Source organism: Pseudomonas sp. PS01299, from assembly GCF_029960145.1.
Classification (GTDB): Bacteria; Pseudomonadota; Gammaproteobacteria; order Pseudomonadales; family Pseudomonadaceae; genus Aquipseudomonas; species Aquipseudomonas putida_A.
This window is the reverse complement of the sequence record NZ_JASCPO010000158.1, coordinates 1-13,511: the sequence shown is the minus strand read 5'-3', so window position 1 is coordinate 13,511 and position 13,511 is coordinate 1. Positions and strand designations below refer to the sequence as shown.

At 61.2% G+C, this 13,511-nt stretch carries 11 protein-coding genes; 3 read left to right on the top strand and 8 right to left on the bottom strand.

The features are described 5' to 3' along the window. Positions 1-159: 159 nt before the first annotated feature. The 8 genes from fabI to gloB all read right to left on the bottom strand — a co-directional run bounded on the left by fabI (position 160) and on the right by gloB (position 11,059). The gene (gene fabI, locus QMX91_RS22125; RefSeq protein ID WP_003202751.1) at positions 160-954 is read right to left on the bottom strand and encodes an enoyl-ACP reductase FabI; all 795 of its coding nucleotides are present in this window, start codon (positions 952-954) and stop codon (positions 160-162) included. A gap of 19 nt (positions 955-973) precedes the next feature. Continuing rightward, on the bottom strand, positions 974-2,584 hold the full coding sequence (locus QMX91_RS22120; protein ID WP_150369592.1) for an ABC transporter ATP-binding protein: 1,611 nt from the start codon (positions 2,582-2,584) through the stop codon (positions 974-976). A 1-nt stretch (position 2,585) separates the two neighbouring features. Then, positions 2,586-3,605 carry an ABC transporter permease gene (locus QMX91_RS22115; protein WP_007965317.1) on the bottom strand — a complete coding sequence of 340 codons (1,020 nt, stop codon included), beginning with the start codon at positions 3,603-3,605 and terminating at the stop codon, positions 2,586-2,588. 1 nt (position 3,606) lies between these two features. Next, positions 3,607-4,680, bottom strand: a complete 1,074-nt coding sequence (locus tag QMX91_RS22110) for a microcin C ABC transporter permease YejB (protein WP_003224148.1) — start codon at positions 4,678-4,680, stop codon at positions 3,607-3,609. A 4-nt stretch (positions 4,681-4,684) separates the two neighbouring features. Further along, the gene (locus QMX91_RS22105; RefSeq protein ID WP_282413372.1) at positions 4,685-6,526 is read right to left on the bottom strand and encodes an extracellular solute-binding protein; all 1,842 of its coding nucleotides are present in this window, start codon (positions 6,524-6,526) and stop codon (positions 4,685-4,687) included. Further along, complete coding sequence (locus QMX91_RS22100; protein WP_282413371.1) at positions 6,523-8,355, bottom strand: extracellular solute-binding protein; 1,833 nt, start codon at positions 8,353-8,355, stop codon at positions 6,523-6,525. The genes QMX91_RS22105 and QMX91_RS22100 overlap by 4 nt, the downstream gene beginning before the upstream one ends. 370 nt (positions 8,356-8,725) lie before the next feature. Further along, positions 8,726-10,192 carry a LysM peptidoglycan-binding domain-containing protein gene (locus QMX91_RS22095; RefSeq protein WP_223007940.1) on the bottom strand — a complete coding sequence of 489 codons (1,467 nt, stop codon included), beginning with the start codon at positions 10,190-10,192 and terminating at the stop codon, positions 8,726-8,728. A 99-nt stretch (positions 10,193-10,291) separates the two neighbouring features. Then, positions 10,292-11,059: a hydroxyacylglutathione hydrolase gene (gloB, locus tag QMX91_RS22090; protein WP_282413370.1), complete on the bottom strand. Its 768-nt coding sequence runs from the start codon at positions 11,057-11,059 to the stop codon at positions 10,292-10,294. A gap of 66 nt (positions 11,060-11,125) precedes the next feature. Between gloB and QMX91_RS22085 the strand changes: the two genes are divergently transcribed. The 3 genes from QMX91_RS22085 (at position 11,126) to dnaQ (ending at position 13,406) form a co-directional block, all read left to right on the top strand. Beyond that, entirely contained in the window at positions 11,126-11,884 is a 759-nt protein-coding gene (locus tag QMX91_RS22085; protein WP_282413369.1) for a methyltransferase domain-containing protein, read from the top strand. A gap of 91 nt (positions 11,885-11,975) precedes the next feature. Then, positions 11,976-12,437 (top strand): ribonuclease HI, encoded by a 462-nt coding sequence (gene rnhA, locus QMX91_RS22080; RefSeq protein ID WP_003224162.1) that lies wholly within the window; start codon positions 11,976-11,978, stop codon positions 12,435-12,437. Between the two features lie 210 nt (positions 12,438-12,647). Further along, a complete protein-coding gene (dnaQ, locus tag QMX91_RS22075; protein ID WP_027613146.1) occupies positions 12,648-13,406 on the top strand; it encodes a DNA polymerase III subunit epsilon in 759 nt (252 codons plus the stop codon). The last annotated feature ends 105 nt before the right edge of the window (positions 13,407-13,511 follow it).

Below are 13,511 nucleotides of genomic sequence, written 5' to 3'. Positions count from 1 at the left end.
ACACGTCAGTTGATGGCGTTGATGGGCTGAAAAGCCTTTTTTCACTGCTGTGCGCACAAAAACAAACGCCCCGAACAAGTCGGGGCGTTTGTTTGGAACCACCGTCAGTGTGTTTTCACACAGTCTGGATTGGCGGGTTTTTTATCGGCAGAGCGAAGATTACTCTTCGATGTTGCCCATGGCGGTGGTGTTGAAGCCGCCGTCCACGTACATGATTTCACCACTGATGCCCGACGCCAGGTCGGAGCACAGGAAGGCGCCGGCGTTGCCGACTTCTTCGATGGTGACGTTGCGGCGCAGTGGGGTTTGCGCTTCGTTGGCGGCCAGCATCTTGCGGAAGTTCTTGATGCCCGAGGCTGCCAGGGTACGGATCGGGCCGGCCGATACGCAGTTGACGCGGGTGCCGTCCGGGCCCAGGGAGCCGGCCAGGTAACGCACGCCAGCTTCCAGCGAAGCCTTGGCCATGCCCATCACGTTGTAGTTCGGCATGGTGCGCTCGGCGCCCAGATACGACAGGGTCAGCAGGCTGCCGTTGCGGCCTTTCATCATTTCGCGGCCAGCCTTGGCCAGGGCCACGAAGCTGTAGGCGCTGATGTCGTGAGCGATGCGGAAACCTTCACGGGTGGTGGCTTCGGTGAAGTCGCCGTCCAGTTGGTCGCCCGGGGCGAAGCCGACGGAGTGCACGATGCAGTCCAGGCCGTCCCACTTCTTGCTCAGTTCTTCGAAGACCTTGGCGATTTCTTCATCGCTGGCCACGTCGCACGGGAAGCACAGCTCAGGGCTCGAACCCCAGCCTTGAGCGAATTCCTCAACACGACCTTTCAGTTTGTCGTTCTGATAAGTGAAGGCAAGCTCAGCGCCCTCGCGATGCATGGCGGCAGCGATGCCGGATGCGATGGACAGCTTGCTGGCGACACCGACGATCAGTACGCGCTTACCGGCGAGAAAACCCATGTGTTGCTCCTCTTTCAGGTTATTGCGCAGTGGCTGGTGCCAAAAAAGCGGCTTCCAGCAACTGCTGTGTATACGGATGTTTGGGGGCGGCAAAAATATCTTGCGCGTCTCCCTGTTCGACCACTTGGCCATGCTTGACCACCATCAGCTGGTGGCTCAGCGCTTTGACGACAGCCAGGTCATGGCTGATGAACAAATACGTCAGGTTGTACTTGGCTTGCAGTGAACGCAACAGCTCCACCACTTGCCGCTGCACCGTGCGGTCGAGCGCGGAAGTCGGCTCGTCCAGCAGGATCAGCGCCGGTTTCAGCACCAAAGCCCGGGCAATGGCGATACGTTGCCGTTGCCCACCGGAAAATTCGTGAGGGTAGCGGTGCCGGGTTTCCGGATCCAGACCTACCTCCTTCAATGCCGCAATAATCGCCGCTTCCTGCTCGGCGGCGGTGCCCATCTTGTGAATCCGCAGGCCTTCGCCAACGATGTCGCTGACGCACATCCGCGGGCTCAGGCTGCCGAACGGATCCTGAAACACCACCTGCATCTCCCGACGTAACGGGCGAACCTCGTTCTGCGTCAGGCAGTCTAGCTGTTTGCCCTCAAAGCGAATCGCGCCTTTGCTGCCGATCAGCCGCAAAATTGCCAGACCGAGGGTGGATTTGCCGGAACCGCTTTCCCCCACGATCCCCAGCGTCTGTCCCTGAGGCAGGCTGAAATTGATGCCGTCCACTGCCTTGACGTAATCCACCGTGCGCTTGAGCAGGCCTTTCTTGATCGGGAACCAGACTTTGAGGTTCTCGACTTCGAGCAGTGGCGCCCCGATTTTATTGGTCGCCGGGCCTCCGCTGGGCTCCGCGCCGAGCAATTCCCGAGTGTACGGATGCTGCGGCGAACGGAACAGCTCTGCGCACGATGCCTGTTCGACGATGCAACCGCGCTGCATGACACATACGCGATGCGCAATTCTTCGCACCAGGTTCAAATCGTGACTGATCAGTAGCAGCGACATGCCCAATCGAGCCTGAAGTTCCTTGAGCAAATCGAGGATTTTCAGCTGAACGGTCACGTCCAGTGCGGTGGTCGGTTCGTCGGCGATCAGCAGTTCCGGCTCGTTGGCCAACGCCATGGCGATCATCACCCGCTGGCGCTGGCCGCCGGACAATTCGTGGGGCAGGGCCTTGAGGCGTTTGTGCGGCTCGGGAATGCCGACCATCTCCAGCAGCTCCAAAGTGCGCTTGGTCGCGACTTTGCCGCTCAGACCCTTGTGGATGCCGAGGATCTCGTTGATCTGCTTCTCGATCGAGTGCAGCGGGTTGAGCGAGGTCATCGGCTCCTGAAAGATCATCGCGATGCGGTTGCCACGAATATGCCGGATGGTCTTTTCGCTCAGCCCCAGCAGATTCTGCCCGGCATAGTTGATGCTGCCGGCTGGATGGCGGGCCAGCGGGTAGGGCAGCAGGCGCAGGATTGAATGCGCCGTGACCGATTTGCCCGAGCCGGACTCGCCGACCAGCGCCAGGGTTTCGCCGCGTTTGATGTCGAAGCTCACGCCCTCGACCACCCGGTGCAGCCGCTCGTTGAAGCCGAACTCGACGGCGAGGTCGCGCACTTCGATCAGATTGTCCTGATTCATTTCACTTCCTCGGGTCGAAGGCATCGCGAGCGGACTCGCCGATAAACACCAGCAAACTCAACATCAGCGCCAGCACCGCGAACGCGCTCATGCCCAGCCACGGCGCCTGCAGGTTGGATTTGCCCTGGGCCACCAGTTCACCCAGCGACGGGCTGCCGGCCGGCAAACCGAAGCCGAGGAAATCCAGCGCAGTCAGGGTGCCGATGGCGCCGGTAAGGATGAACGGCATGAAGGTCATGGTCGAAACCATGGCGTTGGGCAGAATGTGGCGGAACATGATCGCACCGTTCTGCATGCCCAGCGCCCGTGCCGCACGTACGTATTCGAGGTTGCGGCCACGCAGGAACTCGGCGCGCACCACGTCGACCAGGCTCATCCACGAAAACAGCAGCATGATCCCCAGCAACCACCAGAAATTCGGCTGGACGAAACTGGCAAGGATGATCAGCAGGTACAGCACCGGCAATCCCGACCAGATCTCCAGAAAGCGTTGCCCGGCCAGATCGACCCAGCCGCCATAGAAACCCTGCAGCGCGCCGGCAATCACGCCGATGATCGAGCTGAGCACGGTCAGCGTCAGGGCAAACAGTACGGAAATGCGGAAGCCGTAGATCACCCGTGCCAGCACATCGCGGCCCTGATCGTCGGTACCCAGCAGGTTGTCCGCCGAGGGCGGGGCTGGGGCCGGGACTTTCAGGTCGTAGTTGATGCTCTGGTAGCTGTAGGGGATCGGCGCCCACAACACCCACGCATCCTTGGCCTTGAGCAGTTCGCGGATGTACGGGCTCTTGTAGTTGGCTTCCAGCGGGAATTCGCCGCCGAAGGTGGTTTCCGGGTAGCGCTTGATCGCCGGGAAGTACCAGTGGTTGTCGTAATGCACCACCAGCGGCTTGTCGTTGGCGATCAGCTCGGCACCGAGGCTCAGGCCGAACAGGATCAGAAACAGCCACAGCGACCACCAGCCACGCTTGTTGGCCTTGAACAGTTCGAACCGGCGGCGGTTGAGAGGGGACAGGTTCATCTCAATGCTCCCGGCTGGCGAAGTCGATGCGCGGATCGACCAGGGTGTAGGTGAGGTCGCCGATCAGTTTCACCACCAGACCGAGCAGGGTGAAGATGAACAGGGTGCCGAACACCACCGGGTAATCGCGGTTGATCGCCGCTTCGAAACTCATCAGGCCGAGGCCGTCGAGGGAGAAAATCACTTCCACCAGCAACGAGCCAGTGAAGAAGATGCCGATGAACGCCGACGGAAACCCGGCAATCACCAGCAGCATGGCGTTGCGGAACACATGGCCGTAGAGCACGCGATTGCGCGTCAGGCCCTTGGCCTTGGCGGTGACCACGTACTGCTTGTTGATCTCGTCGAGGAAGCTGTTTTTGGTCAGCAGGGTCATGGTCGCGAAGTTGCCGATCACCAGCGCGGTCACCGGCAGCGCCAGATGCCAGAAATAGTCGAGAATTTTGCCGCCCAGGCTCAGCTCATCGAAGTTGTTCGAAGTGAGGCCGCGCAGCGGGAACCAGTCCAGATAACTGCCGCCGGCAAACACCACGATCAGCAGAATCGCAAAGAGGAACGCCGGAATCGCATAGCCGATGATGATCGCCGAACTGGTCCACACGTCGAAGTGGCTGCCGTGTCGCGTGGCCTTGGCGATCCCCAGCGGGATCGACACCAGATACATGATCAGCGTGCTCCACAACCCGAGGGAGATCGACACCGGCATCTTTTCCTTGATCAGGTCGATGACCTTGGCGTCGCGGAAAAAACTGTCGCCGAAATCCAGCTTCGCGTAGTTCTTGACCATGATCCACAGACGTTCCGGGGCCGACTTGTCGAACCCGTACATGTGCTCGATTTCCTTGATCAGCGCCGGGTCGAGGCCTTGCGCGCCACGATACGCCGAACCGGCCACCGAGACTTCGGCACCGCCACCGGCGATGCGGCTGGTGGCGCCTTCGAAGCCTTCGAGCTTGGCGATCATCTGCTCCACCGGGCCGCCGGGCGCGGCCTGGATGATCACGAAGTTGATCAGCAGGATGCCGAACAGGGTCGGGATGATCAGCAGCAGTCGCCGAAAGATATACGCCAGCATCTGATTACTCCGTGCCCACAGGGTCGGCTTGCAGTTTGGTTTCGACTTCTATGGCGGGTTTCGCGTCAGGCTTGACCCACCAGGTGTTAATCCCGATGTCGTATTTGGGCGAGACTTTCGGGTGACCGATGTGGTTCCAGTACGCCACGCGCCAGGTCTTGATGTGCCAGTTGGGGACCACGTAGTAACCCCATTGCAGCACTCGATCCAGCGCCCGGGCATGCGCCACCAGACTGCTGCGCGAATCGGCGTTGATCAGGTTTTCCACCAGTTGATCGACGATCGGATCCTTCAGGCCCATGGTGTTGCGGCTGCTCGGTTTGTCGGCGGCGGCGCTCATCCAGAATTCGCGCTGCTCGTTGCCCGGCGAGTTGGATTGCGGAAAGCTGCCGACCATCATGTCGAAGTCCCGCGAACGCACGCGGTTGATGTATTGCGAAACGTCGACACGGCGGATCACCAGATCGATGCCGAGGTCGGCCAGATTGCGTTTGAACGGCAGCAGCACGCGTTCGAATTCGGTCTGCGCCAGAAGGAACTCAATGACCACCGGTTTGCCGTTGGCGTCGACCATTTTGTCGTCGACGATCTTCCAGCCGGCCTCCTGCAGCAATTGATAGGCCTCGCGCTGCTGGGCGCGGATCATGCCGCTGGCGTCGGTCTTCGGGTTCTCGAAGGCTTCGCTGAACACCTGGGCCGGCAGTTTGCTGCGAAACGGTTCGAGGATCGCCCGTTGCTCGGCGTCGGGCAGGCCGGTGGCAGCCATTTCCGAGTTCTCGAAATAGCTGCGGGTGCGGAAGTAGGCACCGTTGAACAGCTGCTTGTTGGTCCACTCGAAATCAAACAGCAGGCCGAGCGCCTGACGCACGCGCACATCCTGAAACACCGGGCGGCGCAGGTTGAAAACGAAGCCCTGCATGCCGGTCGGGTTGCTGTTGGCGATCTGTTCCTTGATCAAGCGACCTTCGGTGACCGCCGGGATGTTGTAAGCGTTGGCCCAGTTCTTCGCGGTCATTTCCAGCCAGTAATCGAACTGGCCGGCCTTCAGCGCTTCGACGGCGACGGTGTTGTCGCGGTAGTAATCGGTGGTCATTACGTCGAAGTTGTAGAACCCGCGATTGACCGGCAGATCCTTGCCCCAGTAGTCCTTGACCCGTTCATAGCGCACCGAGCGCCCGGCTTTCACTTCGGCGACCTTGTACGGGCCGCTGCCCAGCGGGATCTCCAGATTGCCCTTGGAAAAATCACGACTGGCCCACCAGTGTTTCGGCAGCACCGGGAGCTGCCCGAGGATCAGCGGTAACTCGCGATTGTTGGTGTGCTTGAACTTGAACAACACCTTGAGCGGGTCTTCGGCGATGGCCTCTTCGACATCGCTGTAGTAGCCGCGAAACAGCGGCGAGCCGTCCTTGGTCAGGGTCTGGAAGCTGAACACCACGTCTTCGGCGCGCACCGGATGGCCATCGTGAAAACGCGCTTCCGGGCGCAGGTAGAAACGCACCCAACTGTTGTCCGGGGCTTTCTCGATCTTCGCGGCGATCAGGCCGTACTCGGTGAACGGCTCGTCGAGGCTGTGCTTGGTCAGGGTGTCGTAGATCTGCCCGACATCATCGGCCGGCACGCCTTTGCTGATGAACGGGTTGAGGCTGTCGAAGCCGCCGAACCCGGCCTGACGGAAGATCCCGCCCTTGGGCGCGTCGGGGTTCACGTAATCGAACTGCTTGAAGTCCGCCGGGTATTTCGGCGGCTCGTTGTACAGGGTCACGGCATGTTGCGGGGCGGCAATCGCCAGCCCGGCGAACAGCAGACCGCTGGCCTGCACGAGCAGGGCGCGGATGGGCGTCATTTATTGTTCTCCGAAGATTTCAGCCACCACGCGCTCAGGCCCAGGGTGTAGGGCGGCGTGGTGACGAAGGCCAACCGGTTGCGGTAGGCCAGTCGGTGATAATTGAGGTACCAGTTGGGAATGCTGTAGTGCTGCCAGAGCAGCACGCGGTCCAGCGCCTTGCCGGCGGCGACCTGTTCGTCGCGGGTTTGCGCGGCGAGCAATTGTTCGAGCAGGTGATCGACCACCGGGTTGGCAATACCGGCGTAATTCTTGCTGCCCTTGACCCCGACCTGACTGGAATGGAAGTACTGCCATTGCTCCAGACCCGGGCTGAGGGTCTGGTTGAGGGTCATCAGGATCATGTCGAAATCGAACTGGTCCAGACGCTGTTTGTACTGGGCGCGATCCACCGTGCGCAGGCGCGCATCGATGCCGATGCTGTTGAGGTTTTCGATATAGGGCTGGAGGATCCGCTCAAGGTTCGGATTGACCAGCAGCAGTTCGAAGCTCAGCGGTTGCCCTGCGGTGTTTTGCAGACGCTGGCCGTTGAGTTTCCAGCCGGCCTCGGCGAGCAGCGCCAGGGCCTTGCGCATGGTCTCTCGCGGGATGCCACGGCCATCGGTTTGCGGCAGGGTGAACGGCTCGGTGAACAGCTTGGCCGGTAGTTGCTCCTTGTACGGCTTGAGCATCAGCCATTCATGCCCGACCGGCAGGCCGCTGGCGCTGAATTCGCTGTTGGGATAGTAGCTGGTGGTGCGTTGGTAGGCATCGCTGAACAGCGCGCGGTTGGTCCATTCGAAGTCGAACATCAGGCCCAGCGCTTCGCGCACCTTGACGTCGCTGAAGGTTGCGCGCCGGGTGTTCATGAACAGGCCCTGGCTCTGGGTCGGGATCTGGTGCGGAATCTGCGCCTTGATCACGTCGCCACGGCGCACCGCCGGGAAGTTGTAGCCGTTGGCCCAGTTCTTCGCCTGATGCTCGATGTAGATGTCGAATTCGCCGGCCTTGAACGCTTCGAAGGCCACGTCGCTGTCGCGGTAGAACTCGACTTCCATGCGATCGAAGTTGTACTTGCCGCGATTGACCGGCAGGTCCTTGCCCCAGTAATCCTTGACCCGCTCGAAAATCAGCTGCCGCCCCGGCGTCACCGAGGTGATGCGGTACGGGCCACTGCCCAGCGGTGGCTCGAAGGTGGTGGCCTTGAAGTCGCGATCCTTCCAGTAATGCTGCGGCAGCACCGGCAACTCGCCGAGGCGCAGAATCAGTAACGGATTGCCCGAGCGTTTCATCACGAAACGAATGCGCTGCGGGTTGAGGATGTCGACCCGCGAGACTTCCTGCAGGGCGGTGCGGTACAGCGGGTGGCCGTCCTTGAGCAGTGTTCGGTAGGAGAAGGCCACGTCGTAGGCGGTGATCTGGGTGCCGTCGTGAAAGCGCGCTTCCGGGCGCAGATTGAACACCACCCAGCTGCGATCTTCGCTGTACTCCACCGATTGCGCGATCAGGCCATAGCTCGATGCTGGCTCGTCGCCGGACGGCGAATACTGGCCGGTGCCGACCATCAGCGGTTCGTTCAGCTCATTGATGCCGTACTGCAGGAAATTCGGTGTGGTAACCGGGCTGGTGCCCTTGAACGTGTATGGGTTGACCGTATCGAAGGTGCCGAACGCCATCACCCGCAACGTACCGCCCTTGGGCGCTTGCGGGTTGACCCAGTCGAAGTGGGTAAATCTGGCCGGGTACTTGAGCGTGCCGAACTGCGCATAACCGTGACTTTCGGTAATCGTCGCGCTTGCGGGTGAGCTCAAGGCCAGGCTGATCAGGAGCAGGAGGAGGGGACGCTTCAAGTCAGATCCGATCCAGGCGGCTTGGGCTTAGTGGGCCGTACAGTAACAGCTTGTCTGGACAGGAAAAAGACAGAGGTTAATGTGGGGTTAATCGGCAAGGCCAAGAGCCCCTCACCCTAACCCTCTCCCGGAGGGAGAGGGGACTGACCGAGGTGTTTATGAGAAGTACGCCGACCTGAAATATCGAGTTGAACCCAGGTTTGAAAAACCCCCCAATCTGCTCCCTTTCCCCCTTTCCCCCTTTCCCCCTTTCCCCCTCGCCCCCTTGGGGGAGAGGGTTGGGGTGAGGGGGGGGGATTTTGAGGGCGCAAACAAAATCAAGCCAGGCGCCAGGCGAAAAAAAGCCCCTGAAAGTTCAGGGGCTCTTCTGTCAGTGCGGCTGGTAAACCGTGAGCATCTGCCCGGGCTTGAGGGCCTTGCCGGCACCCGGGTTCCAGCGCTTGAGATGCTGCATCTCGACGTTGAAACGCTTGGCCACCACGTACAGGGTGTCGCCACGTTTGACCTTGTACTGGGTCTGCTGCTGGTTGTCTGCCTTGCCTTTGCTCTTGCTGTTGGCGGCGATCACCGTGTTGACCCGGCCACCGCTGCGCGCCGGGGTGCGCTTGGTGTTGTCCTGCATCACCAGAGTCTGGCCGACCTTGAGGTTCTTACCGGTCAGCTTGTTCCAGCGCTGCAGGTCCTTGACTTCGACCTTGTTGGCCTTGGCAATGGAACCGAGGTTGTCACCGCGCTTGACCCGATAGGCGCGCTTCAGCTTCGCCACTTCACTTGGGTCGGCCCCGTCGAACACCGGCTTCAGCGAGCGCGGGCTGATCAGCTCTTCAGGCCGCATGGTCTGCAGGCTGGCGGTCAGCAGTTGCGCCTTCGACGTCGGCACCAGCAGATGCTGCGGGCCGTCGATGGTGGTGCGCTGCTTGAAGGCCGGGTTGAGCTGGAACAGCTCGTCTTCGTCGATGTTGGCCACCGCCGCAACCTTGGACAGGTCCATGCGCTGGTTGATTTCGACGACCTGGAAATACGGTTCGTTGGCGATCGGGTTGAGGTTCACCCCGTAGGCTTCCGGGGCCAGCACCACTTGCGACAGGGCCAGCAGCTTCGGCACGTAGGCCTGGGTTTCCGCCGGCAACGACGACAGGTTCCAGTAGTCGGTTGGCAGACCGAGCTTCTCGTTACGCTCGATGGCGCGGCTCACCGTGCCTTCACCGGCGTTATAGGCCGCCAGGGCCAGCAGCCAGTCACCGTTGAACATGTCGTGCAGACGAGTCAGGTAGTCCATCGCGGCGGTGGTCGAGGCGGTGATATCGCGACGGCCATCATAGAAGCGGGTCTGGCGCAGGTTGTAGTAACGACCGGTGGACGGAATGAATTGCCACAAGCCCGAAGCGTCGGCCCGGGAATAGGCCATCGGGTTGTAGGCGCTCTCGATCACTGGCAGCAGGGCCAGCTCCAGCGGCATGTTGCGCTCTTCGAGACGCTCGACGATGTAATGAATGTAGAGACTGCCGCGTTCACCGGCGTTCTCCAGAAAGGACGGGTTGCTGGCAAACCACAGGCGCTGCTGCTCGATGCGCGGGTTGACGCCCAGGCCGTCCTGCAGCTGGAAACCACCGCGCATGCGCTCCCAGATGTCCTGAGGCACCTGCGGGCTGGGCTTTTCGCTGAGCCAGATCGGTTTCTGCTTGGCTCGCGCAGCAATGTTCGGCGTATGGCTCGCTTCAGGCTGCGGAGCATGGCTGGAACAGCCCGCCAACGTGGCGGACACAGCCACCGCGATGGCTTGCGCCAGGCGGGTCAGCGTGTCTGAATTGACGGACTTACGTATGGATGACGACATTGGCTGGAAGTAAGTTCCGGGCAAAAATGTCGGGCGATTCTAGAAAGCGCACCCCCTGCGGTCAACCATTCAGAATTTTTGTACCAGCTGGTGAGTCACTTAGAACTTATCTTTCCATGCCCGCAGAGCCGCAAAAACCTCACTCGGCGCCCGGTTTTGAGCGCCTGCCCGTTCGTCCACTTTTTGTGTAACTAATGTTTCAGCGGTACGCAAAAACGGATTTGTGAGCTTTTCCAGGGCCAGGGTCGAGGGCAGCGTCATCACGCCTTTTTCCCGTTGTTGGGTGACTTTTTCCAGACGGGCGGCAATGTCCGGGTTACTCGGTTCGACGGCCGCGGCAAATTTCAGATTGCTCAGGGTGTATTCATGGGTGCAATACACCAGCGTATCCTCGGGCAAAGCGGCGAGACGGCCGAGCGAGTGGTGCATCTGCTCCGGCGTGCCTTCGAACAGGCGTCCGCAACCGGCGGCGAACAGGGTGTCGCCGCAAAACAGCAGGCCGTGGTGGTAATAGGCAATGTGGCCGAGGGTGTGACCGGGCACCGCATAGACATCGAAGTCCCAGCCGAGCACGTTGACCTTGTCGTTGTCCTTGAGCGCCACGTCGCGCCCCGGGATGTTTTCGCTGGCCGGGCCGTAGACTTTGGCGCCGCTTGCCGCTTTCAGGCGTTCGACGCCGCCGACGTGATCGTGATGGTGATGGGTGATCAGAATGTCGCTCAACACCCAGCCCGGGTGCGCGGCCAGCCAGGCCTGCACCGGCGCGGCATCGCCCGGGTCGACCACGGCGCAGCGCTGGGTGCGGTGATCCTGTAACAACCAGATGTAGTTGTCGGTGAACGCGGGCAGGGCACTGATCTGTATCATCGTCGGAATTCGCCAAGCGGAAAACATTGGCGCATCTTAGAGCTTCTAGCGGCGTTGGAGAATGACATGACCGATAAAGCGTTCGCTCAGGCCGATCCCGACTGGCTGGCGTTGATCGGCGCGGCCCGTGAATGGCTGGCCGGCCCGCTCGGGCAATTTCTGCTGGATGAAGAACGGCGCATGCTCGAAGACGAGTTGGGGCGGTTCTTCGGCGGCTACCTGGTGCATTACGGGCCGTCGGCCCAGACCCCGCCGTCGGCGCCGCAGGTGCAGCGCAACGTGCGGCTCGGCGCGCCTTTGCCAGGTGTCGAGATCGTCTGCGAGGAACAGGCCTGGCCGTTGAGCGAGCACGCCGCCGACGTCGTGGTGTTGCAGCACGGTCTGGATTTCTGTCTGTCGCCCCACGGTTTGCTGCGCGAAGCGGCAAGCAGCGTGCGCCCCGGCGGGCATCTGCTGATCATTGGCATCAACCCCTGGAGCAGCTGGGGCTTGCGCCATGTATTCGCCCACGACGCCTTGCGTCAGGCACGCTGCATCTCGCCGTCGCGGGTCGCCGACTGGCTCAATCTGCTGGGCTTTGCGCTGGAGAAACGCCGCTTCGGGTGCTATCGTCCGCCGCTCGCGTCGCCCAAGTGGCAGGCCCGACTGGCCGGCTGGGAACGCAAGGCCGGCGACTGGCAACTGTCGGGCGGTGGCTTCTATTTATTGGTCGCGCGCAAGATCGTGGTCGGCCTGCGTCCGGTGCGTCAGGAGCGTCGCGAGCCGATGGGCAAGCTGATTCCGCTGCCGATGGCCAAGGTCAACCGCCGTCGTATCGAACCGTAAACCTTCTTTTTATAGTGGCCGGACTTGTTCCGGCCGCGGCCATCGTCGATCCGCGATTGACGGGGCCAGGCATTTTTCTGGATAGAGTGGCATGAGCGAAAGCGTCGATAGCGTAGAACTGTTCACCGACGGTGCCTGCAAGGGCAACCCCGGCCCGGGCGGCTGGGGCGCCTTGCTGGTGTGCAAGGGCGTCGAAAAGGAACTGTGGGGCGGCGAAGCCAATACCACCAACAACCGCATGGAACTGCTCGGCGCCATCCGTGGCCTCGAAGCCTTGAAACGGCCGTGCGAAGTGCTGCTGGTGACCGACTCGCAATACGTGATGAAGGGCATCAACGAGTGGATGGCCAACTGGAAAAAGCGCGGCTGGAAGACGGCGGCGAAAGAGCCGGTGAAAAACGCTGATCTGTGGAAAGAGCTGGACGAGCAGGTCAACCGGCACAAGGTCACCTGGAAGTGGGTGCGCGGGCACATTGGTCATCACGGTAACGAACGGGCGGACCAATTGGCCAACCGTGGGGTGGATGAAGTTCGCGGGTACAAGCAGAGCTGATTCCCTCCGTTGCACCGAGTCGTGGCCTTCGCGAGCAAGCCCGCTCCCACACTGGATCTCCTGCGTACATCAGCACTGTGTCCCCCGCAGATCAATTGTGGGAGCGGGCTTGCTCGCGAATGGAGCGACTCGGTCTACCTGAAACACCCCCACCGAGCGTGTTAACATCGCCGCTTTTGCACGATTGACCCCGTTGAGAATTGAACACTGATGGCCACCAGATCCGTTGTACTCGATACCGAAACCACCGGCATGCCGGTGACCGATGGTCACCGGATCATTGAAATCGGCTGTGTCGAACTGATCGGTCGGCGCCTGACGGGCCGGCACTTTCACGTTTACCTGCAACCGGATCGCGAGAGTGACGAAGGCGCGATCGGCGTTCACGGCATCACCAACGAATTCCTCGTCGGCAAACCGCGTTTCGCCGAAGTCGCCGACGAGTTCTTCGAGTTCATCAACGGCGCGCAACTGATCATCCATAACGCGGCGTTCGACGTTGGCTTCATCAACAACGAATTTGCCTTGATGGGTCAGCACGATCGCGCTGACATCACGCAGCACTGCACCATCCTCGACACCCTGATGATGGCCCGGGAACGTCACCCGGGGCAGCGCAACAGCCTCGACGCCTTGTGCAAACGTTATGGTGTCGACAACTCTGGCCGTGAACTGCACGGCGCCTTGCTCGACTCGGAGATTCTCGCCGACGTCTACCTGACCATGACCGGTGGCCAGACCAGTCTGTCGCTGGCCGGCAACGCTTCCGACGGCAATGGCACGGGCGAGGGCGCGGACAACTCCGCCACCGAAATCCGTCGTCTGCCGGCGAGTCGTCAGCCTGCGCGGATCATTCGGGCGACGGAAGAGGAACTGGCGGCGCATATGGCGCGGCTGGAGATCATTGCCAAGTCGGCGGGCGGGCCGGCGTTGTGGACGCAGATTGCCGAGGCTGATGCTCAAGCTTGACCCCCTCTGTGGCGAGGGAGCTTGCTCCCGCTTGGCTGCGAAGCAGTCATAAAACCTGAATGCACTATTGATGCTGAACGAATACTGGGGGCCGCTTCGCGCCCC

Bases quoted from the DNA above. Each gene is read 5' to 3' on its own strand.
- fabI (WP_003202751.1), bottom strand. From the start codon at position 954: ATGGGTTTTCTCGCCGGTAAGCGCGTACTGATCGTCGGTGTCGCCAGC.
- QMX91_RS22120 (WP_150369592.1), bottom strand. From the start codon at position 2,584: ATGAATCAGGACAATCTGATCGAAGTGCGCGACCTCGCCGTCGAGTTC.
- QMX91_RS22115 (WP_007965317.1), bottom strand. From the start codon at position 3,605: ATGAACCTGTCCCCTCTCAACCGCCGCCGGTTCGAACTGTTCAAGGCC.
- QMX91_RS22110 (WP_003224148.1), bottom strand. From the start codon at position 4,680: ATGCTGGCGTATATCTTTCGGCGACTGCTGCTGATCATCCCGACCCTG.
- QMX91_RS22105 (WP_282413372.1), bottom strand. From the start codon at position 6,526: ATGACGCCCATCCGCGCCCTGCTCGTGCAGGCCAGCGGTCTGCTGTTC.
- QMX91_RS22095 (WP_223007940.1), bottom strand. From the start codon at position 10,192: ATGTCGTCATCCATACGTAAGTCCGTCAATTCAGACACGCTGACCCGC.
- gloB (WP_282413370.1), bottom strand. From the start codon at position 11,059: ATGATACAGATCAGTGCCCTGCCCGCGTTCACCGACAACTACATCTGG.
- QMX91_RS22085 (WP_282413369.1), top strand. From the start codon at position 11,126: ATGACCGATAAAGCGTTCGCTCAGGCCGATCCCGACTGGCTGGCGTTG.
- rnhA (WP_003224162.1), top strand. From the start codon at position 11,976: ATGAGCGAAAGCGTCGATAGCGTAGAACTGTTCACCGACGGTGCCTGC.
- dnaQ (WP_027613146.1), top strand. From the start codon at position 12,648: ATGGCCACCAGATCCGTTGTACTCGATACCGAAACCACCGGCATGCCG.